Source organism: Methanogenium sp. S4BF (assembly GCF_029633965.1).
GTDB lineage: Archaea > Halobacteriota > Methanomicrobia > Methanomicrobiales > Methanomicrobiaceae > Methanogenium.
On record NZ_CP091277.1, the window covers coordinates 229939 to 252300 of the forward strand.

Annotated in this window: 21 protein-coding genes; 8 read left to right on the forward strand and 13 right to left on the reverse strand. The window is 45.5% G+C overall.

Annotation, left to right across the window (positions count from 1 at the left end; all coding sequences use genetic code 11):
* Positions 1 to 31: 31 nt before the first annotated feature.
* The gene (locus tag L1S32_RS01100; RefSeq protein WP_278155544.1) at positions 32 to 709 is read right to left on the reverse strand and encodes a hypothetical protein; all 678 of its coding nucleotides are present in this window, start codon (positions 707 to 709) and stop codon (positions 32 to 34) included.
* Positions 710 to 874: 165 nt separating this feature from the next.
* Here L1S32_RS01100 and L1S32_RS01105 point away from each other — a divergent pair, with 165 nt between their 5' ends.
* The gene (locus tag L1S32_RS01105; RefSeq protein ID WP_278155545.1) at positions 875 to 1330 is read left to right on the forward strand and encodes an Hsp20/alpha crystallin family protein; all 456 of its coding nucleotides are present in this window, start codon (positions 875 to 877) and stop codon (positions 1328 to 1330) included.
* 65 nt (positions 1331 to 1395) lie between these two features.
* The gene (locus L1S32_RS01110; RefSeq protein ID WP_278155546.1) at positions 1396 to 2181 is read left to right on the forward strand and encodes a CBS domain-containing protein; all 786 of its coding nucleotides are present in this window, start codon (positions 1396 to 1398) and stop codon (positions 2179 to 2181) included.
* Here the strand turns inward: L1S32_RS01110 and L1S32_RS01115 are convergent.
* A complete protein-coding gene (locus L1S32_RS01115; protein ID WP_278155547.1) occupies positions 2178 to 3359 on the reverse strand; it encodes an NDP-sugar synthase in 1182 nt (393 codons plus the stop codon). The genes L1S32_RS01110 and L1S32_RS01115 overlap by 4 nt on opposite strands.
* 129 nt (positions 3360 to 3488) lie before the next feature.
* Here L1S32_RS01115 and L1S32_RS01120 point away from each other — a divergent pair, with 129 nt between their 5' ends.
* Positions 3489 to 3947, forward strand: a complete 459-nt coding sequence (locus L1S32_RS01120) for a YkgJ family cysteine cluster protein (protein ID WP_278157105.1) — start codon at positions 3489 to 3491, stop codon at positions 3945 to 3947.
* A gap of 229 nt (positions 3948 to 4176) precedes the next feature.
* On the opposite strand, the gene L1S32_RS01125 is transcribed toward L1S32_RS01120, so the two are convergent.
* Positions 4177 to 5682, reverse strand: a complete 1506-nt coding sequence (locus tag L1S32_RS01125; RefSeq protein ID WP_278155548.1) for a cobyric acid synthase — start codon at positions 5680 to 5682, stop codon at positions 4177 to 4179.
* A 164-nt stretch (positions 5683 to 5846) separates the two neighbouring features.
* Here L1S32_RS01125 and yciH point away from each other — a divergent pair, with 164 nt between their 5' ends.
* Positions 5847 to 6152, forward strand: a complete 306-nt coding sequence (yciH, locus tag L1S32_RS01130; RefSeq protein WP_278155549.1) for a stress response translation initiation inhibitor YciH — start codon at positions 5847 to 5849, stop codon at positions 6150 to 6152.
* Positions 6153 to 6196: 44 nt separating this feature from the next.
* Here yciH and L1S32_RS01135 read toward each other — a convergent pair whose 3' ends face one another.
* The 10 genes from L1S32_RS01135 to L1S32_RS01180 form a co-directional block, all read right to left on the reverse strand.
* Positions 6197 to 7207: a type II secretion system F family protein gene (locus L1S32_RS01135; RefSeq protein WP_278155550.1), complete on the reverse strand. Its 1011-nt coding sequence runs from the start codon at positions 7205 to 7207 to the stop codon at positions 6197 to 6199.
* A 1-nt stretch (position 7208) separates the two neighbouring features.
* On the reverse strand, positions 7209 to 8132 hold the full coding sequence (locus tag L1S32_RS01140) for a type II secretion system F family protein (RefSeq protein ID WP_278155551.1): 924 nt from the start codon (positions 8130 to 8132) through the stop codon (positions 7209 to 7211).
* Positions 8125 to 10689 (reverse strand): type II/IV secretion system ATPase subunit, encoded by a 2565-nt coding sequence (locus tag L1S32_RS01145; RefSeq protein WP_278155552.1) that lies wholly within the window; start codon positions 10687 to 10689, stop codon positions 8125 to 8127. Before L1S32_RS01145 ends, L1S32_RS01140 begins: the two co-directional genes overlap by 8 nt.
* Before the next feature lie 580 nt (positions 10690 to 11269).
* Entirely contained in the window at positions 11270 to 11881 is a 612-nt protein-coding gene (locus L1S32_RS01150) for a hypothetical protein (RefSeq protein WP_278155553.1), read from the reverse strand.
* Positions 11882 to 11913: 32 nt separating this feature from the next.
* Positions 11914 to 12573 carry a roadblock/LC7 domain-containing protein gene (locus tag L1S32_RS01155; RefSeq protein WP_278155554.1) on the reverse strand — a complete coding sequence of 220 codons (660 nt, stop codon included), beginning with the start codon at positions 12571 to 12573 and terminating at the stop codon, positions 11914 to 11916.
* 5 nt (positions 12574 to 12578) lie between these two features.
* Complete coding sequence (locus L1S32_RS01160; RefSeq protein ID WP_278155555.1) at positions 12579 to 12926, reverse strand: roadblock/LC7 domain-containing protein; 348 nt, start codon at positions 12924 to 12926, stop codon at positions 12579 to 12581.
* Positions 12919 to 14337: a Ni/Fe hydrogenase subunit alpha gene (locus tag L1S32_RS01165; RefSeq protein WP_278155556.1), complete on the reverse strand. Its 1419-nt coding sequence runs from the start codon at positions 14335 to 14337 to the stop codon at positions 12919 to 12921. Before L1S32_RS01165 ends, L1S32_RS01160 begins: the two co-directional genes overlap by 8 nt.
* Complete coding sequence (locus tag L1S32_RS01170) at positions 14334 to 15254, reverse strand: F420-nonreducing hydrogenase (protein ID WP_278155557.1); 921 nt, start codon at positions 15252 to 15254, stop codon at positions 14334 to 14336. Before L1S32_RS01170 ends, L1S32_RS01165 begins: the two co-directional genes overlap by 4 nt.
* Before the next feature lie 12 nt (positions 15255 to 15266).
* On the reverse strand, positions 15267 to 15830 hold the full coding sequence (locus tag L1S32_RS01175) for a hydrocarbon binding protein (contains V4R domain) (RefSeq protein WP_278155558.1): 564 nt from the start codon (positions 15828 to 15830) through the stop codon (positions 15267 to 15269).
* A 2-nt stretch (positions 15831 to 15832) separates the two neighbouring features.
* A complete protein-coding gene (locus L1S32_RS01180) occupies positions 15833 to 16078 on the reverse strand; it encodes a 4Fe-4S dicluster domain-containing protein (protein ID WP_278155559.1) in 246 nt (81 codons plus the stop codon).
* A 289-nt stretch (positions 16079 to 16367) separates the two neighbouring features.
* Between L1S32_RS01180 and L1S32_RS01185 the strand changes: the two genes are divergently transcribed.
* From L1S32_RS01185 to leuS, 4 genes are all read left to right on the forward strand, one after another.
* Positions 16368 to 17171 (forward strand): A24 family peptidase C-terminal domain-containing protein, encoded by an 804-nt coding sequence (locus tag L1S32_RS01185; protein WP_278155560.1) that lies wholly within the window; start codon positions 16368 to 16370, stop codon positions 17169 to 17171.
* A 3-nt stretch (positions 17172 to 17174) separates the two neighbouring features.
* Positions 17175 to 17543, forward strand: coding sequence for a phosphoribosyl-AMP cyclohydrolase (gene hisI / locus L1S32_RS01190; RefSeq protein WP_278155561.1), 369 nt, complete (start codon positions 17175 to 17177; stop codon positions 17541 to 17543).
* A 26-nt stretch (positions 17544 to 17569) separates the two neighbouring features.
* Positions 17570 to 19528, forward strand: a complete 1959-nt coding sequence (locus tag L1S32_RS01195; protein ID WP_278155562.1) for a PINc/VapC family ATPase — start codon at positions 17570 to 17572, stop codon at positions 19526 to 19528.
* A gap of 70 nt (positions 19529 to 19598) precedes the next feature.
* Positions 19599 to 22361, forward strand: a complete 2763-nt coding sequence (gene leuS / locus L1S32_RS01200) for a leucine--tRNA ligase (RefSeq protein WP_278155563.1) — start codon at positions 19599 to 19601, stop codon at positions 22359 to 22361.
* Position 22362: the final 1 nt, after the last annotated feature.

Below are 22362 nucleotides of genomic sequence, written 5' to 3' on the forward strand. Positions count from 1 at the left end.
ATGGGAAAAATAATATTTGAAACTGTTTGTTTCAGACGATCTGGAGGACCGCGATATCTGCAGAGGCATATCCATACTGAACTGTCAGCGTGTCGTTATCCTTCCCAACTATCTTTGCCATTCTGGTGGTAACAGTTTCAGGTGCTGTTTCATTGTCGAGGACAACTTCAGGCTGAAGTGCAAATCCAAGGGGGATCCACATGCCGGTTACTGCTTCTGAATAATTTCCACCAATGAGGGTATACTGTTCAGCTGTCATCTCCCGAACCATTGTCTCTCCGAATGGAAATGAAACCGTTTTGGTATCTCCTTCGCGCATCCCTTTTGATCCATCAGCAATGGTTGTCAGCTCGGGTTCAAAGAGAGCATAGGACGTTACACCGGCAGGGTACATATACACATCAATCGGTACAATAAAGTCCGAGTAATTTGCACCGATGACCATCTGCAGGGGTTGCGAGACACCTGCAACTACACCTTCTGTCTCAATTACGGTCTGGTCTGATGAAAGCACAGGCACGCCGGTGTCGTCACGGATGGTGTAACTGACCACAATGCCTGATCCATCATTTGCTGTTTTAAATATCGAGAAAAAACCCATTGTGAGGGTAAACCCGAGCACACATGATATCAGAATGAAGACAACAAATACCCGTGTGAGGGTTTTGGTCCATTCATCGTTTTTCTTTGCGCTCTTCTCTTTTGCCATTAATATTGTTTCAACTCTTTTCGGTATTAAACATGCATATTGGCGTAGGTTGTTTTGGCGATGGCACGGGGTTCATTTCAGGAAAGATTTATCCCATATACTGGCGGTATCACTATCTGTTGGTCCGGGGGTTAAAAAAGGACCGTTACCAAATGGAGAGGTATTATGATGCGAAGAAGAAGATATCCGTTTGCTCTTCTCTGGAACGAACTTGATGAGATGATGGCAGAATGGGAAACGCGTGTACAGAATACGGTAGCTGCCGGAGCATCGCTTCCTTCAATGGTCAGACCAGCATTAAAAAGGGAGTTCAGGGTTGATGTACGCGAAGAGCTGGATGAAGTGATCGTCGTTGCAGACCTCCCTGGTGTTGATAAAAAAGATGTTGTCATCCGGCTTATTAATCCGCTGAATCTGGAACTTTCTGTTTCAGGTGGCACCGAACCTGAAGTATATGAATATTATACGCGTGAGCGCCTTTCCGGAAACATGCGTCGTATTGTAGCCCTTCCGGCAGAAGTCATTGATGAAGGGGCCAGTGCATCTTTCCTCAACGGAGTATTGCACGTCCGCCTCAGGAAGGCAATTCCTGAATCCGGCAGTGTAATTCCAATCGATTAATTTTTTTCAGTATGTCTGCGTCACTTCCGAATCATTATGAATTGTCCGATGTAATAGTGGGAACAATGGACAAAAAGAAGGTCCGCGACTATATGACATATGATGTTGTCTCCATTGATGCACAGGGGACTGCTAAAGATGTTATTAATGCAATTCGTGATACGCATCATGATGGATTTCCGGTGATTGAGAATCGGAAAGTGGTTGGTTACGTCTCTGCCCGCGATCTTCTCTTTGTGTATCCGTATACTCCGATTGAGAAGATCATGTCCCGCCACCTGATTGTCGCAGCTCCTGATATGGATATCAATGATGCTGCCCGTGTGATATTCAGGTCCGGTATCCAGAAACTCCCTGTGGTTGACGATGAAGCCAATCTTATTGGCATTATTTCAAATGCTGATGTCATCCGTTCTCAGATTGAGCATGTTTCACCTGATAAGGTGTTTAAATTCATTGATACACTTCGACAGCTGCATGATGTTGAACCTGCACTGGTAAGGGAAAGTGTCGAAATAAAGAGTCTTCTCCCTACTCAATCAAAAATTTATCAGGATGAACTCGAAGGGAGAATGTATGAAATAAAAAAAGGACTCGCCGAACCCCTGATTGTCGTCCGGCGGCCCGGAAGGCTTGTGCTGGTAGACGGGCATCACCGCGCTGTTGCAGCCCACCGTCTTGGAATAAAGGAGCTTGATGCCTATATTATTGAGATTGATGAGGATATTGAACTCGGCCTTGAACGGACTGCACGCGAGATGAAACTTTCAACCCTCGATGATATCAAAATCCTTGATTATGCCCGGCATCCCCTTGTTGCCGTGACGCATCGCCTGGTAAGGCACAGTTAGGATCCTGAACAGTGGGTTTCATAGTCCGGATTCAGATAATCCTCGGTAACAACATTATGTTCCGGAATAACTGCCTCCGGCCAAATCCTTGTTTTTGAATGAACAATGCTGCCCTGTTTTATTACTGAACGGGGGCCGATTACTGTGTCATTTTCAATATTGCACTTTTCCCGTATTGCCGCTTCATTATCAATAATACTGCCGCTGATTGTGGTGTCTGCTCCGATGTGAACATTGTTGTAAATTGATGAAGAGAATATTTTCACTCCCTCACGAATGACACAGTCGTTTCCAAGAGAGGTATAAGGGCCGATAATAACCCTGTTTCCGATAACAGTACCGGATCCGATGGATACCGGACCGATAATCTTTGCACTCTCGCCAATAACCACACCTCCACCGAAATGAACCGGGCCATGAACCGTTGCCCCCTTGATTGTGATGTCCCCCGATATGTTGGTGTATGACATCTCCTGCAGTTTCCAGTGTTCTGCTTCACGCAGGGAGCGTGGGCTTCCGACATCAGACCAGTTTCCGCGCGCAAGCCAGCCTGAAATATGTGTTTCCGGTCGGTCCATCAGGACAGGGAAGAGGTCTTTTGCAAAGTCAAATTTGGTGTTTTCCGGGATGTAATCAAAAATTTCCGGATTGCATACATACATTCCGGTACTCGCGAGATTGGAAAATATCTGACCTGGTGATGGTTTCTCGGTAAATCGCTTAATCTCATAATTCACATCGATCTCTGCGATTCCGTATTCTGATGGTTCATCAATAGAGATGAGACCAATAGAGACCGTTGCATCACCACGGAGGTGTTCCCGATAAAACTGGAGGAGATCGATGTTTGTGATATGGTCTCCGCCCACCACCAGAAAAGGTGAATCATTAAGGTATTCTTCAGCATTTTTTACACTCCCCGCAGTACCCAGTTTGACCGGATCACGGACATATGTTATTTCAGCACCGAAGAGTGAGCCATCCCCGAGAGTATTTTGAATATCATCGCCTTTGTAACCGAGTGTAACAACAATGTCAGTAAACCCAAGATTCGCCAGATGATCAACAAGATGAATAATCGAGGGAGTATTGACAATTGGGATGCAGGGCTTTGGCCGTTCAAAGGTCAGCGGCCGCAGACGGGTCCCCTCCCCGCCGCACATGATGCATACCTTCATGTAACACATGTTGTCGTACTTTGGGTTAAACCCTGCCGGTATGATGCATTCAATTGTGACAGAACCGATAGAATAACATAGGATTCTTCCCATTCACCAGATATGGAGCATGAGCATTTTTCCTGCACGATGTGCGGCAGGTGCTGTTTTGGAATGGGTAAATATGTTCGGATTATCGGTCAGATGGGGATGAATCAAATTGTTGTCAGGCATGGAATCAGTAATGAAACCGTGTATGCAACGATTCCCCGTAAATACCGCGATGATTTTGATTTTGCTGAGGCACGATCGGTAACAGAAGGGCGATGTCCCTTTCTCCATGAAGAGAATGGGGGATACCCCTGTATCATATTTGATTCAGCTCCACAGTTCTGCAAAGATTTCACGTGCTGCAGAATGAGGATCTTCGATGCGGCGGGGACGCCGGTTGCACGGGTTAAAGGGAAATGCTCCGTAATTTCAGATGATGACGCGTTTTCAGAATGGTGGAGGAATACCATTTCCGTCCTTCCTGATGAGAACTGGGAAGAGAATGCTTCATCCATTCTTGAAAACAAAGGGTACCGGGCAGTTTGGTATGACGAATAAAAAATACCGTTTAATAAATGCTACTGGTGGCATGATCCAGTGCCTGCCGGGAAAAAAGGAGGAGATCATCCGGTGCAGATTTTGTGTCCACTCCAAACAGTTTAAGGAGAATGGCAGGTGGGTACCTTCACCGGCGCGTGCTTTCTGCCTTGCTTCGCGTACAACGACAGACGTTGACTTCAGCCGTGTTTCTGCTGTATGTTGCAACGATATGGCGGGTGAGGGTTTTTCAAGCATTATGAATATCATCAGTTGACGGTCTGCTTTTCATATCCGCAATCCCCTCTTTTGCGATGGCAATAAGTGCCTGTACGTCAAGTGCCATCTCATACTGCTGTGCTACGGTATCATACCTGGTGTCGTCATAGAGGGTGTCCGCGGCTTTGTCAGGAATGTATTCTGTCCCTTTCCTCTCAGATAGGTATGAAAGAAGAGCATCTACAGCGGTTTTGTTCAGGAACAGACCATGCATGTATGTTCCAAATACCTGACCGTCATCAGAGACTGCGCCTTCATCCTCAAACGCTCTTCTGCTGTGCCTGACTGATGTATCTCCTGTGTGTATTTCATATCCGCTGACAGAACCCATTCTCCGGAGAATGGGGGAATGGTTCAGGGGGATGCGGGTAACCTGAACGGTGGTTTTTTCATATCCTGAGAATGTTGTCGTGATATTCAGGAGTCCAAGGGCTTGGTATGTCCCTTCAGCCGATTCATGGCCCGAATCCATGATCTTCCCACCAAGCATCTGGTATCCGCCGCAGATCCCTATGATAGGGACACCTGCGTTATGCGCGGCATAGATCTGTTCTGCACCTCCCGAATCATACAGATACTGGAGATCGGTGATGGTGTTTTTTGTGCCCGGGATGATGATGCAGTCAAATGATAAGAGAGACGCTCCGGGCTGAATATATTCAACAGCAGCATGCCGCTCCAGCAACTCAAAGTCCGTGAAATTTGATATTTTTGGCAGATGAATGACTGCAATTCTGACTCCTGTTTTTCGTGCTCTTTTATCTTTGATTGAAAGAGAATCCTCACTTGGCAGAGGTATATCAAAATGAGGGATCACTCCGAGCACGGGAATCCCGGAACGCTCCTCCAGAAATTTTTTACCATCCTCAAAAAGACGGTAATCACCGCAGAATTTGTTGATAATAATCCCTTTTACATTTTGGCGGACATTATCTGGCAGAAGCATTAGTGTTCCCAGGACCTGTGCAAAGACTCCCCCACGCTCAATATCTGCAACGAGAATAATGGGGAGGCCGAGGTTTTGAGCAAGGAGGATATTCGCAATGTCGCGGTCATACAGGTTGCATTCAGCTGCACCCCCTGCACCTTCAATGACTATCATTTCATAGGTGTCCTGGAGTTTCCAGAATGCCTGAAGTGCAATGTTCAGAAGATATTTGGTTTCCGTATAGTATTCTCCAATCCTGACATCGCGAAATGGCTTCCCAAGTAACACGATCTGGGATTCACCATCCCCCTTTGGTTTCAGGAGTATCGGATTCATCTCTGCAGATGGCATTGTGCGTGATGCCAGTGCCTGCACTGCCTGAGCGATACCAATCTCATCACCACATGCGGTTACATATGAGTTCAGACTCATATTCTGGGATTTGAACGGTGCAACCCGGTATCCACCGTTTGAAAGAATCCGGCATATTGCAGTTGTCGTAATACTTTTCCCAACGTGGGAAGCTGTTCCAAGAATCATCAGGGACATGTACAATACCTCATTCCTCTCATGCAGGTAAATTTATGTTGATTTATTTCTGAAAATCTGAATTACAGTGTGTGGTCAGGTCTGATTTTATTGCAAAATTAATGAACGGAGATTCAGTGATTCATGCCAACAAATATATAAGCAAAGCATGAAGGTACATGGTAATGACTGGAGGTATATGTCCAAAATGCGGACTGCCCAAAGAGCTCTGTATCTGTGAAGAAGTAGCTAAAGAACAGCAGCAGATTAGTGTTAAGATAAACCGCCGCCGATATGGCAAAGAGGTTACCGTGATTGATGGTCTTGATCCTTATGACATTGATCTCGATGAACTGCAAAAGTATCTGAAGGGAAAACTTGCCTGCGGCGGTACGGTGAAAGGCAATTCAATTGAGCTTCAGGGGAATCATCGCGAACGGGTGAAGAAACTCCTTCTTGATAAAGGATATAAGCTTGATAATATCAGTTAATCTTTTTTTAAAATTGTAAGGTATTTTTTTCATTGCAGGGTATTTCAGATAAACAGTCTGAATGCAACCCATCCAATAACAACCATTACAACTGAGTACTTTAGCCCTGCAACTGCACGCCCTTCACCCATCTGTCCAGCGACAAGACCTGAGAAAAATCCCTGAATTACCGATGCATGGAGGAAGAGCCGCCGGTAAAAGTCCATATCAATGGTAGATCCAAATGTTGTGCTGCCACTTCCTGACTGTGACACTGCCTCACCAGCCTGTGCCATTGTCTCGAGGAACGTTCCCGTCATCACCGCGATCACGAAGAGGAAGACAAGGTAGGATACGAGCACGATAATAACATAGATGAGCATATTATTGCGTCGTTCTGTTTCGAGATTGACAAATTCAAAACTGTCATTTGCCGCAGCACGCAGGACTTCACTCACATCGCCGCCCGCACGACTTGCTTTTGCGATGAGATCAACGCTTCTCTGTGCAAGTGGTGTACCTATTCGTTCCCCAAACTGGTAGATTGCATCGACGAAGGGAATATTCCATGACATCTCTGCATCAAGTTTTTTGACGTACTGGGTCAGGGAGCCATATTCACCTTCTGAAACAACGTGAATCGCATTTGGGAGGGTCATCCCGCTTTCATTCATTCCTGCGACGTCCCGGAAGAAGTTTGGCAGTGATATATTTAGATTTCTCATTCTCATTGAGTATTTCAGATCCAGTACTGCCAGGGGAACAGTTGCAATCAGCACTGCAAGAAGGAAATAATCATCAACGCCTGTTGTTGCCAGTGCAAGAAACACTCCATATCTACTCACCTGCAGGATCAGTCCGATAACAAAGACAATTATTGCAACCGGTATTGTGAGGATGAGAATATTGACCGGTTTTTCTGTGAGCATCTGAATGGGATGACGCATGAATTTGCCCACCCCTTCCTCTGACCGGTGCCGTTCTTCCACCCGTGCAATTATTTCTTCATCTCTCTGAATTTCCGATGGTGCATCGAGCGGTTGATTTTCCGTTTTTTTCGTATCAAATATTTTCATTCTACACCTCCGGGGTCATTGAACTGATGAGAATCACGAACATGATACTGCCCAGTGGAATTATCGCATAAATTACAGCATACAGAAACAGGGGATCTGTCTCACCACTGATTGTCGACATAATCGACTGAAGGATTATGAGAAAGAGCGTTCCTGCAACGAGCGCTGTCACATATGACTCTGAAATCAATCCCAGTGTTTCCAGGAATGTTTTCTGCTCAAGACGGTTCTCCCTGGTATATTGTTCTGATTTTGTACGGAAATATTCCGTCAGGTTACTTCCGGCTGAAATGCTTGCGGAAGCACCCTGCAGGAATTCACGCATTCTGCTGCTCGGTGTATACTGGCCGGCAATTCTCAGGGCATCAAGCAGGTCTTTTCCAAATATGTCAATTTCTCGTGCAATATATCGTGCTTCAACAGCACTTTCCCCGTATATTGTGCTCTGTCCCAGCAGACGGAATACTTCTGCCGGAGTAATTCCTGCTGTTGACATTGCGGTGATGTAATTAATTGCATAGGGAAGTGTTGCATCGATATTTCTTTTTCTCTCCCCCGCCATTATTCCGGGATATATAAGAAATACTGCGTAGGTAATTCCTCCAAATACAATCAGGCTGATGATCATTACGATTGCTGCACCGAATAATACTTTTAATGGATTCAGAGCAACGATGAAGTCAGGCACATTCCCATAATATACGATAAGATCAGGAAGATTGAATATATATGTGACAGAGCCAATCAAAATTCCAAATACCAATCCCACGAGGATAGAGGTTACGTATGCCGTTGCAAGATATGCTTCAAACGGTACAGTCATTCGTGCCCGCATCATATCATTGCGCAAAAAGAGATAGTCATCCCGTTTTGCCTTCAGACGCTCCCCGAGAAGGTTGAAACAGACCCTTTGATAACTATTCATAGAGATCACTCCTGACAAGTTCCATCACTGTTTCCGGATTGCGGTAATAGGAGAGCAGCACCTTTCCGACTTCCTGGAAGTGACGGATCTTTTTTAAACGCATCCATTCCAGAATTTCCTGGCGCCGTTTGAGTTCTTCCCGCATACGGGTATCACTCCACCCTTTTCCTTCCATGATATCTTCCAGAATGTAGGATTTTCCGGAGAAACGTATCTCATCCGTGGCCGCATTCCATTTGAACACTTCATTGGTGATCAGTTCATTTGTTCGGGGGTCAATATCGAGGATTTCAATGAGTGTTTTATTTCGGCGAATCCTCTGACCGCCAAACCGTGCCTGTACCTGAACGCTCACCAGATCAAGGGCACTCAGCATATTCCGGGGTACATCCATGGGAGGGTTTTCAAATCGGTGAACGACACTGGCAACAGAATCTGCGTGTGTCGTTGCATAGGTTACGTGACCGGTGCTCATGGCCTGGAAGAGGGTCTGTGCCTCTTTGCCACGCACTTCACCAACGAGGATGTATTCGGGGCGCTGACGGAGTGCTGCACGAAGCAGTTCATACATATCAATTGAGCCTTTACCCCCGCTGTCAAACGATTCCCTGGTAATGGAAGGGATCCAGTTCTTGTGGGGGAGTTTGAGTTCCCTGGTATCTTCAAGTGTGACAATCTTTGCCAGAGGCGGAATAAACAGTGATATTGCATTCAGGGATGTAGTCTTTCCGGAAGCGGTCCCTCCTGCAAATATACAGGATTTTCCGTTTTCCACAGCGAGCCACAGAAATGCAATAGAAAGTGGGGAATATGTACCCCATTCAATGAGATCTGTTGGTGTGATCGGTTCGTCCTTAAATTTACGGATGGTGAATGTTGAACCATGGGCCGTTACTTCATGGCCCAGTGTCATCTGAATACGTGACCCGTCTGCCATCGTTGCATCAAGCATCGGTTCAGCAATTGAGATGTACTTTCCCGCACGCTGGGCAAGTTTGGTTACAAATGAATCCAGATCATCAGGGCGTGTATATGTAAGGTTTGTCTGGATCGATTCATAATTTGAATGGAATACAAATATGGGAGCATTTATTCCATCACAGGAAATATCCTCAATATATTTGTCATGCATAATGGCGTCAATACGCCCGTCTCCAATGAAATTTTTTTGAATATGATAGAGGATTTTTTCCCGTGATACCGGGTCAAGTTTTATCCCGTAATCAAAAATAATGAGGTCAACCGCCTCTGTCAGGGTAGCACGAGCCCGCTCTTTTGTGAGATCCTTGGTGCTGATGTCCAGTGTCTCAAACAGTCTCTGTGTCAGTTCCTGCAGCAGTACATTTTCTCCTTCAGAGAGTTCAGGTTCAATCACCGTATAGAGATACTCATGGGTGTTGTGGTCAAAAATGATGCGTATATAGGCGTATGGTTCATTTACCGGGTATAATTCGATTTCTTCGATTCCCTCTCCACTGTCATGTGAGAGATCGACGAGGGACCCATGGATGGCGGGGTCATATTCCACAACCCTGCCCATAATTTTTCCAAAAATACCCTGACCAAATCTTTTCTTTTTTTGTTCCCTGGCGGTGTCTTCTTCCGGAACATATTCAACCGGTTTTAACTTTGATAAATCGAGTCTCTCCAGATCACCCTCAGCAATACCATCCAGTGCAGCAAAGATTTCTTTTCGGTTACTCATCTCAAAATTGTGAGCACGGGCTGATACGTGGAATTCCTCGAGATCTAATTCAGCACCACCTGAGAGAATCTGATCTGAAAAGTTTGCTGCCTCTTCTGCACTAATTATTCCGTCTCTCCGTATTTTTCTCCTACCTGTCAGTTCTGAATGTGAGTCTCTGGTTTCCGGTCTGATTTCAAGTTGTTCTTTGCGGATATTTTTATTTCCTTCACTTGAAATCTCTTCAATTATCCGTGTAATTCTTGTTGTTGAATTTTGGGGCTGATTTATTCCAGGTGCCGGTTCTGCTTCATCATACACATTCACCAGTTCGTTAATGATATCATCCGGTCTCCGCTGGGGTTTTCTCTCAGTGCCGGCTGTTTCTGAATTCTGTATCTCCTGGATGATTGAGCTGAGTTCACCTGCTTTTGATTCATCCGGTTCACCACCAAAATAATCTGCTTCAGGATACTCCTCTTTCTTATTCAGCAATTCACTGATTATTCCATCAATTTTCTTTTCAGATTCGCTGTCAGGCTTTCCTGAAGAGTCTTCTCCGACTGAAAAAGTGGTATTCTCCTGAATGTCAGCAATCAGTGAATCAAGATGAGAACTTTTTGCTTCCTCCATGACAGTCGGTATTTCATCCGGAATATCTTCCGGTGTTTCATTCCGGAGTGAACGGATGAGTGAATTCAGATGTGACGGAGATTCTGGTTCGTTCTTGTCGTCTCCTGAATAATCATCCGGGGTATTTTCTACCTGGAATTCTGGTATTTCGGTATCATTCTCCATCTGAGGTGTGAATATCCCCGTATCCCCGGTACTTGTTGTATCATCGGATTTCTCTTCACCGGCTTCCGGAATCATTTCTCCTTCTGCCCTCTCAGGTGTGAATGCCCTGGTATCCTGATTGGTGGTTGTATTATCAGATATATCTTCACCGGCTTCAGGAATCGAATAATGTTCTGTTAATGTGGCAGCAAAGCCCTCATCTTCTGATTTCAGTTCGTTCGGCGCGATTTTCTGTTCTGGTTTATTGCTCTGAATTCCGGCAATAATGTCCTTGAGAGTGAATCTTTTTTCTCCCGTTCCAGTGCTGTCGGATAGTTTAGTACCTTGCTGTGCTGTATCTGGTGCTGTATCTTTATCGTATCTATCTGGTTTTTCATCCATTTTCCGGATGTCAGCCAGCAGATTTCCAAGAGTTTCATTTGGCCGTGTATAGTCTGAAACGATACTATTCTCGGGTATTTCATCCGGTTTTTCGGTATTTTTTTCTGGATCAGAAACAGTTCCTGCTTCAGTAATTATCTGTATATTTTTATCTTCAGCAGGGTATCCCGGATCTGTCTTTTCCCCCCCGGATATAGCATCACTGGTTCCTTTTTGTTTATCTCCACGACGCAATCCCCCAAACAATGATTTTTTCTCTTTCATCTCTTCAACCTCAAATCTCAATTACGGTATCAATCCGTTCATCGTTGAACTCAATCCTGTATTTGTGAACAACGCCTGCCCTGTCCACAATAATGCAGTCGTAGATGCCATGGATGAGTCTAAATGTCACTATTCCGTCTGGCCCGGTGACTTCACTCAGAAGAAGCTGCCTGCCTTTTCGCATGGAAACTCTTGCACCGGCAAGTGGTTTATCTTCTGATATCAGGCGGAGTCTGATTACACCCCTCCCTTTTTTTTGTTCACCAATTTCCGGAATGGTATCCAGATGGCTGCTCTGGATATGCCCCTTGTCATATATTCTGCACCCTGCAGCCACCGATTCTGCAATTAATTTCTCACTCAGATACATTTTGAATTTTAAATATTTGTCGAGCAAATAAACTGCTTTGTCACCATAAAGATTCCCATCTGTTCCCAGAATGGCTGCACCTTCGACAGCCCCATCGACAAAAATTAATAAATACTGCTCTTTTCCCCCAATGGATACCCCAAGTCCGGATCGTCCGGACGCTTTCATTTTTTTAATGAGGTCTTCTGAATCATACTCCCCGGCATACTTGGCGTTTTCAACCACATTTCTTATGTCGTTTTCAATATCCATCTTCTCTCACCATCCCCCTCATCATGGTTATTTCACTGTTTCTGCACTCCTTTTATTGCGAGGCGGATCAGGCCAAGATTTGCATCTGTTGAGGTTAGCACCACCAGATACAGATCCTCAAACGGTGCAAGAATGCATTTACCCTGTGGTGTTTCAAGAATTATCTGTTCAAGCAGACCAATTCCAAGGTCAGCTGATATTTTTGCACCTGCGCGAAGGAGATCTTCAGCGATGGCTGCAGCATGTTCAAAATCACCGTCTCCCCTTGAATTGATGGGAAACCCTTCAAAAAATGATGAAACGGCAATTACCCCGGGTTGCCGCAGAATCCTCTCCAGTTTCTCTTCTTCTGAAAGTGTTGTTACCTCTTCAGCCGGAAGGGACTTATGATCGACAAGCCATTTTTTTCGGATTGAATAGGTAATTACCTCCCTGAGTTCTGATTCATCATAGGAGGAGACCGAATATTCGAAAAACGGCTGTCCTCTAAGGAAAATTATTGCGTCATTTCCTCTCAGTTCCATTCCATTCTCATTATATTGGGCAATTGCAGGAATTCCCTTCTCTATGAGGAGGTATCCCTCTCCATTTGATCCCAGGACTGAAACTCCGGCGATTATTTGTCCGGTGAACTCTATCAGTTCTTTAAAGGGACCTTTGAGTTTTGCAACCTGCCTGCCTTCCGGAAGCATTTTTATCACAGTGCAGCAATAATTCGTTCACGGTTTTTCTTTAGTTCATACCGAATTCTTCCAATATTCACGTCTTTTTCCGCGACAATCGCAATGAGTTCATCATCAGAGAGCGGTGAAAGGAGAATAGGTCCGTTCTCACACTCCACAAGCATCTGGATCATCTCTCCCTGACCCAGTTCAGCACCCATGGCTTCAGAGGTTCCCATTCCGGTCGATGCCATTGCGCCAAGTGCTTCAGTGTCAATATTTCCTTTCTCTGCACTCTCGATCACAAATCCGTCTCTTCCGACAACAACCGATGCTGTAATTCCATCCAGTCTGAGGAATTCCATTAATATTGATTTAAGCATCTTCAACACCAATTCCGTTTTTCTGATTATTTGGCTTAAGATTTTCTTTTTTGGGCAAAATGGTGAATTTAACCGGCATTTTTCCAATTGCATGGGTCGCACAGGAGATACAGGGATCATAGGCACGGATTACCATCTCAATCTGATTTTTACCGCTGTCTGAAATTTTCCCCTCGGAAACAACTTTTCGTGCAACATTTTCGACACCCCTGTCCATTGCCCAGTTATTCTGGCATGTTGCAACAATCAGATTACATTTTTCTATAAATCCCTCATCATTGACGGTATAGTCATGGACGAGTGTTCCACGGGGTGCTTCGATAATTCCAACACCCCGGTTGCTGATCACACTATCCACCTCTGTCCGGACATCAGCTGATGTAATTGAAGGGTTGCTAAGAATTTCTACTGCACGTTCACAGGATGCGAGGAATTCAATATAGCGTGCCGGGTTGTATGCCAGTGTTGTCTGGACGTGTCGCCCGAATTTATTTCTGTACTCCTCGAGAGCCGCATCTGCCGCTGGTGTCCCCATTGAATCAACAATATTCAAACGTGCAAGAGGACCAACACGGTAAAAACGTCCATCTTTCAGACGGGAAAATTTGAGATATGACCAGTCTTCTGAATACTCTTCGATGAGATTGGCATATCCCTCTCCGGTAAATGAAGCAATCGGGGAGCCACCGGCGTCAATGACTTTTGTCGAACCGCCCATTACTGAATATCTGCCATTCTCTGCAGAACCCATGAATGCTGTCTCAACAGCCCCGAAAGAGAGGTCTGTTTTATCCAGAATATCCCGTGCAAGACCCCAGCAGTCTTCAGCTATCGTCCGTGCTTCTTCTGCCATTTCAAGCAGTTCATGTCTCTGTATTTCTGTAATGGGGTGTGACATTCCGCCTGGAATGGCAGATGATGGGTGAATTGGTTTTCCCCCAATAGCTTCTGTCAGGCGCTGGCCAAATTTTCGGACTTTTATTGCATTTTTTGCTATTTGTGGCTCTTTCTTTACCAGGCTCAGGATGTTTCTCTCCTCTGGAGGCACCTCATGACCAATGAGAAAGTCAGGGGCTGCCAGCATAAAAAAATGCAGGGAATGTGAGTGTACATACTGCCCGTACATCAGCAATTCCCGAAGTTTTTTTGCGGTATCCGGGATCTGGGCACCAAAGATCTGATCACATGCCATCGCTGATGCTACATGATGAGAAGTCGGACATATTCCGCAGATACGTGGGGTTATTCTTGGAGCTTCCTCAACCGCTGCACCAATCATGAACTTTTCAAATCCCCGAAGTTCGACCACATTGAAATGTGCACTTTCAACTCCCCCACTGCCATCGAGATCAATGCGCACTTCTGCATGGCCTTCAATACGGGTGACCGGACTGATATTTATCCGGGTCATCTGTTCCCCTCCTGGGATATGACTTCACGGATTTTCGAGATCTCTTTATCCTCCATAACCTCGCTTCCCATGGTAAACGCATACATTGTATGTCCAACGTCGTAGAGTTCTTTTTGAATCTCTTTTTCAGAAATGTCTGTCAGATCAGCAATTCTTCTGACCATCAGATTATATATGTCCCTGCATGGCTCTCTAAGAATGTCAAGAGATGGCCCGTTGCATCCGTGGCAGGGCACATTATTTTTGGGGCATGAAGCATTACATCCACAGAATGTTACCGGGCCGAGACAGAGATAGCCCTGACCCAGAAGGCAAGTATCCCTTTCGGGAATTCCAACATGGCGACGTTTAAGTGACCAGTTCTTAACTTCACCCATTTTACGGTCGCATTCTGAGCAGACCGATTTTCTGGACAGAGATATTTTATCTCCCTTGATCAGCGGAAGGATGATCTCTTTTAGCCGTGCCTCTTTTGGGGGGCATCCCGGAATATAGTAATCAATTTTTACCATATCTCCAACGGCAAAAACACGGTATAGGAATTCCGGCACGTCATGCGGTATTATGCCCCCATCTTTGACAGTATCAACAGCAGTATATACTTTTTTAAACAGGTCTTCTCTGCTGCTCATCATGGAAAGCCCTGATATCCCTCCATAACATGCACAGGTGCCAAGTGCTACAAGCACCCGGGAATTCTTCCGTATTTTTTTCAGGCGCTCCTGATTTTCTTCATTGCGCACTGCTCCTGTTACAAAAGCAATGTCAATATCTTCAGGAGGTTCTTTCACGTCCATTATTACGGGGGAATATACAATATCTGCGGCTTCAACCAGATCCAGGATTGCTTCATGGAGGTCAAGGACAGCAATTGTGCAGCCGGAACAACCAGCCAGTTCTTCTATTGCAATCTTCATCTATTTCCTCCATTATTTCAGGATCAGTTTTTTGAGGCAGGCATTTGGTCCGGTGTGAATTATTTCCAGTTTGCCTCGTTTTCCGGTGATTTCTTCAACAGCACCAACGACATACCCGCACAGTGTCTGACAGAAGGGTCCTCCCTGTTCCTCCCCTATCCGTCTTAGTGTCTGACGGACAATGCAGTCATGAAATACCAGATATATGAAAGTGCCGCTTTCATCTTCCACGATGTAGTCGCTTTTATCGCCAGGCTTCCATGGTTCGAAGGAATACTGTCCATGCAGAATATATGAGAGTTCACGGAGCGCATCTTCCACATCATCCTTTTTCTCAAAATACTTCGCGACTTCGTGTCCGAATTTTTTACCCGCCCGGTATGTAACAGCATTTGCTCCCCTGCCGGCAATCTCCTCCAGAGATTTAATAATATAGCCGTTCATCTGCATGAGGCCATGCAGAGTGACTTCAAATTCTGCTGCAGGTGGGTCACACCTCAATGGCACATCTTCGGCTTTAAAAACGAGATCTGTTTTGAACTGCTTTTTTGCTTCGTCTATGTAGCTTGCAGGCACTATTAAATCACCTTCCGAAGCATGGTGCAAACCTTCATACTGATGTACATTCTTCGTGATGGCACAGCCCCTTTGTGCTCAAGAGCCTGAGCAGGGCAGATTTCATGGCATGAAAGGCACCCCATACAGTTTTCCGGATGGGCCGGATAACTAACGCAATTTTGTAATTGAAGTACTTCCATTGGGCAGTCTTTAACGCAAAGGCCACAACCGACGCAGGCATCTTCGTCAACCTTGATTTCTATCATGTATCAACCCTTCATAGAGAGAAGAATTCGGGACTTCTCCTCGCTGGTAAACAGCAATTATTAAAAGGTGTGATTAATAACTAAAAGTCCTTCCGATGGATGATCGGAGTTCATTTATTATGTGGAAATGAATGAATTCTCTGTATTTTTGATTAAATTTAAAAATAAACAAAAAATATAAATAAACAACTGTTTTGGTTAATTAATAGATTTTGATATTCACTGCCATCTGTCACCTTTTCCTTCCGTTCAATAATGATTATTAAGTGGAGAGATGGCGAAACAACTTATGATTATGATATATCAGGCACTTGTTCTTTCATCAGCGGCTATCGCGCTTACTCTTCTGTATGCATCAGTGCTGGATCTGCGTGAACGAAGGGTCCCTTTTAAAACATGGTATCCGATGCTTTTTATTGCAATTCCTATGGCAGTGCTTACGTATATTGAATTGTTCACTGATTCTGTACGGTTTGCATCTGGTCTTTTTATGCTGTCAGTGATGCTCTGCATATTCTATTATGCCGGGTCAGCGTATCTGCATCTTTTTGGAGGTGCGGATGCATGGGCGATGATTTTCATTACTGCATGTGTACCGCTTTTTCCCGTTGAGCCGTATGCTGGTTACCCGATCATCGCGTTTTTTCCTCTCTCTGTAATTCTGAATGCAGTTCTTCTGAACCTTATAACACCTCTGGGTATATTTGCCGTTAACTGCCTTCGCAGACATCATGGGCCCCTTCGGTACATGTTTGTAGGGTTTCCGGTGGATGGGAATACCATTCAGGATGAATTCGGATTTGTGATGGAGGAATTTACTGAAGATGAAGATGGTATGGTGACGCGCAGATACCTTTCGTTCACTGAAGCGATTCGCAGAATGATTCGTGGGGAGCGAAGGCTTTATACAAGGGATTTCAAACGAAATCCAGAGGAGTACAAAGAAGAGCTGAGACTGTACAGAAAAGCAGGGACTGTGTGGATATCCTATGGTGTTCCATTCATCCTTCCCATATGTGCAGGTTTTATCTCTGCGATATTTATTGGTGATATTATGACAATACTCATACAGGTACTATCCGGAGCTATCTGAGAAATGGAAATTAATTACAATGAATCAGGACTTGTTCCTGTAATTACACAGGATGCAAAGACCGGGCGTGTTCTGATGCTTGCGTATGCAAATGCTCGGGCCCTCTCTCTTTCTCAGTCAACAGGGTATGCGCATTATTTTTCCCGCAGCAGAAATCGAATCTGGAAAAAAGGTGAGGAATCCGGACATTTTCAAAAAATTGAAGGTATACGGGTCGATTGTGATGCGGACACTCTCCTGTATATTGTGCATCAGATCGGTGCGCCCTGCCATACCGGATATGAGACCTGTTTTTTCCGTGAACTTGGCGGAAAAATAATTGCGCGACGGTTGGTTGATCCGGACGAGGTATATGATAAAAAGGATGAGTGACATCATATTAGATTGGTGATATTTTTATGATATTGGTACCCGATACAAGCGTCGTAATAGACGGACGCATCACCTCCATGATACGGGAGGGAGAATATAACGGTTCTACAATAATAATACCGGAAGCTGTTGTGGCTGAACTTGAATCACAGGCAAATCAGGGAAGGGAAATAGGATTTAGTGGATTAATTGAACTCCAGCAACTTTCAGATATGGCTGGTGAAGGAATAATTGAATTGCAGTATGTGGGTAAACGCCCTAGTCTGGAACAGGTGAAACTGGCAAGCGGTGGAGAGATTGATGCACTCATTCGCAATGTTGCACTGGAATATGAAGATGTTCAGTTTATCACCAGTGATATCGTGCAGGCAGAGGTGGCAAAGGCGAAAGGTCTGGATGTTCTCTATCTTAAACCACAGGTAGGGGAATTTTCACCACTGAGTATTGACCAGTTTTTCGATGAAACAACAATATCTGTCCATCTGAAAGAACGGGTTAAACCTACCGCACGGAAAGGAACTATCGAGCGTTCAGAGATAGTGTCACTTCGTGAAGCACCTCTTTCTGAGTATGAACTTCGGCAGATGGCTCAGGAGATACTTGAGCGGGCCAAACGCGATCCAGATGGATTTATTGAAGTTGAACGAAAGGGAGTGACCGTTGTTCAGATCGGTTCGATGAGAATTGCGATTGTGCGGCGGCCATTTTCTGATGGAATGGAAATAACTGCATTCAGACCGGTTCTCAGAGAGCAGTATAACCCGAATCTGCTTTCTTCTGAGATAAAAAAGCGTCTTGAACACAAATCCTCCGGCATTCTTATTGCAGGTCCTCCCGGATCCGGAAAAACTACGCTGGCTCAGACTATTGTGTCTTACCTTCTTGAATCCGGACATCAGGTATGTACAATGGAGAATCCCCGTGATCTTCAGGTACCTGATTCAGTCACACAGTTTTCCGCACTTGATGGAAGCATGAAGAAGACCGGGGAGGTGCTTATACTCATACGGCCGGATCATGTTATATTTGATGAAATTCGAGTGGAGGAGGATTTTCAGGCATATGCAGATATGCGCCTTGCAGGAGTCGGTGCCATTGGGGTTGTCCATTCCCAGACCCCCTGCGATGCCCTGCAGCGGTTTGTTAACAGGGTTGATTTCAGTACCACAGCAAATGCAGTCGATACCCTGATCTTCGTTGATGAAAAAGCGAATATTTCTGTTTACGGAATGAATCTGGTTGTTGGAAAGCCAACAGGAATGCAGGATCTTTCTCACAATTCTCCAATAATCCGACTTTCACGCTGCACAGATGGTGTTTCCATATGTGATGTGTTCTGCTATGAAGGGCAGGTAATTGTTTTGCCTGCAGAGATACATGAAGTGACCACTGTTTCTCCACCTAAAAAAGAACACCCTGCTGTAAAGGAGATGCCAAATAGCGCTCCGGAGGAGAAAGGGGGAGTGATGCCGGAAGAGGAAAATCTTGCGTGGAAGTTGTCAGGACGTGAAATAAAGCAGGAAATTGGTCGTTTTACCGATGGACCCATCGAAGTAAAAATGATTTCTGATAATAAGGCTGTTGTTTATATCGATGACAGGGATGTGCCGGCTGCAATTGGGAAAGGGGGTAAGAATGTTGCAGGCATTGTCAATAAACTGAGTATTGGTATCGATATTAAGCCGCTTTCTGAATTCGGACCGGTAACTGATGAAGTTTCCGAGGAAGGAAGGCCATCAGGAGAAGGTCTTGCTTCGAATGGCCAGTCAATTGACCTTAATGTCGACAAAAAGAATCTTACCGTGAGATCCCCGGAAAACAGCGGAAGAATCGTTGATGTATTTGGTGGAAAAGAATACCTTTTCACAGCAACGGTGAATGATAATGGTGAAATTATCATCTCAAAGACCAGTGGAATTGCACAGGACATGCTGCGCCGGTATAAGGAGGGTGAGTCAATTCGCCTTAAGCCGGTAGGAAACTAACTTTATTTTTGGGAACAATATTTCAGGGATTACCTTTCAGAGTGGGGCGATATACGTGCAATCATTTGATATGAAAAACTTTGAAGAAAAATATGGGAAAATCTGGCGGTCACAGTTTGAATCAGACCCCGGTACGAGTGATAAATTCTACCTGAACGTTGCATATCCCTATCCGTCCGGTGCAATGCATGTAGGACATGGGAGAACATACATTGTGCCAGATGTTATCGGGCGCTTCTGGAGAATGAAAGGGTGCCAGGTGCTGTATCCGATGGCATTTCATGTTACCGGCACTCCTGTTATCGGTATATCACGCAGGATTGCCGCAGGAGATGAGAAGACAATCAGACTCTATTCTGATCTCTACCGTGTACCGCAGAAGACGCTGGATACATTTATAGAGCCGATGGCAATCGTCCATCATTTCAGTCAGGAATATGAGCGGGTAATGAGCCGGTGTGGTCTTTCCATTGACTGGAGAAGGCGGTTTACTACCGTTGACCCGACATACTCCAAATTTATTGAATGGCAGTATCTTCATCTGCATGACCAAAACAGGGTGGTGCGGGGTGCCCATCCGGTAAAATATTGTATGGGATGCGACAATCCTGTCGGTGATCATGACCTCCTCGAAGGAGAACATGCAGAGATTGTCAAGTACGTGCTGGTTATGTTCAGCTGGAATGAGTATATCATTCCCTGTGCCACCCTCAGGCCTGAGACGACCTATGGTGTGACAAATCTCTGGGTGAACCCTGATGTCATGTACCGGAAGGTTCGTGTCGATGGCCAGAAATGGATTCTCTCCCCTGAGGCAACAGAAAAGATCCGTCTGCAGGATCACGATGTAATCGTGGATGGAGATATCTCCGGTGCAGATCTGGTTGATCAGACGGCGTTTAATCCTCTTAGTGGGGATGTGCAGATTTTACCGGCGGGCTTTGTCGATCCTGATATGGCAACAGGCATTGTGATGAGTGTACCGGCTCATGCACCATTTGACTATATTGCGCTCCGCGACCTTCAGCAGCAGGGAAAATACCTGAATATTACTCCGGTGCCTCTGATTACTGTCGAAGGGTATGGCAGATGCCCTGCCCAGGATGCGGTTGAGCGGGCAGGTATCAGCAACCAGAATGATCCGGCCATGGAAGTCCTGACACAGGAAGTGTATAATGCAGAACACTCAAAAGGACGGATGCTTCCGGAATATGGTGGAAAACCGGTAAAAGAAGCGCGTGACGAGATTTCTGAACTTATGCTTGAGCGCTACGGCTCTGCAGTGATGTTTGAGTTTGACAACAGGAATGTCATCTGCCGTTGTGGAACACGGGTGTATGTCAGGATTTTGCACGACCAGTGGTTCCTGAAATACAGCGACCCGGAATGGAAGGAGAATGTTCATAGTGATCTGGAATCTGTGACATTAGTGCCTCCTGAAGTCAGGGCAGAATTTTCCCGCACTATTGACTGGCTCAACGACTGGGCATGTACACGGAGAATTGGGCTGGGGACCAAAGTGCCATGGGATAAAGACTGGCTGGTTGAACCGCTGTCTGATTCTACCATGTATATGTCATACTATACCATATCCCACAAAATCCGGAACATTGAACCTGGGCTGCTCACCCCGGATGTCTTTGATTATATCTTCCTTGGTCAGGGAGATCCCCAAAGCGTTCCCCGGGAAATTCTTGATGAGCTCAGGCAGGAATTCCTGTACTGGTATCCGTATGACTTCCGTTTCTCAGCAAAGGATCTCATCTCCAATCACCTGACATTCCAGCTGTTCCACCATGACGCCCTTTTCCCTCCTGAACTGCGGCCGCAGGGTATGGTTATCTTTGGAATGGGTCTCTTGGAAGGAGCCAAGATGTCTTCATCCAAGGGAAATGTGATTCTTCTTGAGGATGCCCTTGACGAATTCGGTGCCGACACAGTCCGGATGTTCCTTGTAGGCAGTGCCGAACCGTGGCAGGACTTTGACTGGAGGAATGAACTGGTATCTTCTGTCCGTAAACAGATAGAACGGTTCTGGAACACCATCAACGATGGCATTCAGTCTGAAGACACCTACGATATTGATGCCTGGGTCCTTTCACGAATGCAGAAGCATATTGAGATGACAACAAATGCCCTTGAATCCTTCCAGACCCGTCAGGCGCTGCAGGAGGCCTACTTCAGCATTGAATCGGATCTGAAATGGTACCGTCGCCGTCTTCCGGAGGGAATCCGCAGTTCAGCGGTTATCAATACCATCGCACCGGTATGGGTTCGGCTGCTTGCACCATTTATCCCTTACACCTGTGAAGAACTCTGGACTATGGTTGGTTCAGGTGAACCGGTTGGGTTTGCGTCCTGGCCACAGCCTGACTCTTCCCTTGTCAACACAGGCCTTGAACTGTCAGAAGAACTTCTGTCCCGGACAGTGGAGGATATTGAATCCATTATACGCCTGATTCAGATCGAGACAGAATCAATCACTCTCTATGTGGCCCCTGAATGGAAGTGGGATATCTTCCGTATCATCGCCTCCGCATCTGACCGTAAGAAGGTGATGGGCGAGATTATGAAGAATGATGAGATGAAGAGCCGCGGGAAGGAGGCAACAGATGCCGCAAAACAGATCACAAACCAGATACACCGCTTCCCACCTGAACTGGTGTCTTCGATTGCTGCGAACAAGCTGGACGAACTGGCTGTATTTAATGAAGTGAGGGACTTCCTGCAGCGTGAGTTTGGTGTCTCAGTCTCAGTTATCAATGCTGAAGAGAGTTCTCATCCCAAGGCACGGGCAGCACTGCCATTCAAACCGGCAATAGTTGTTCAGTAAA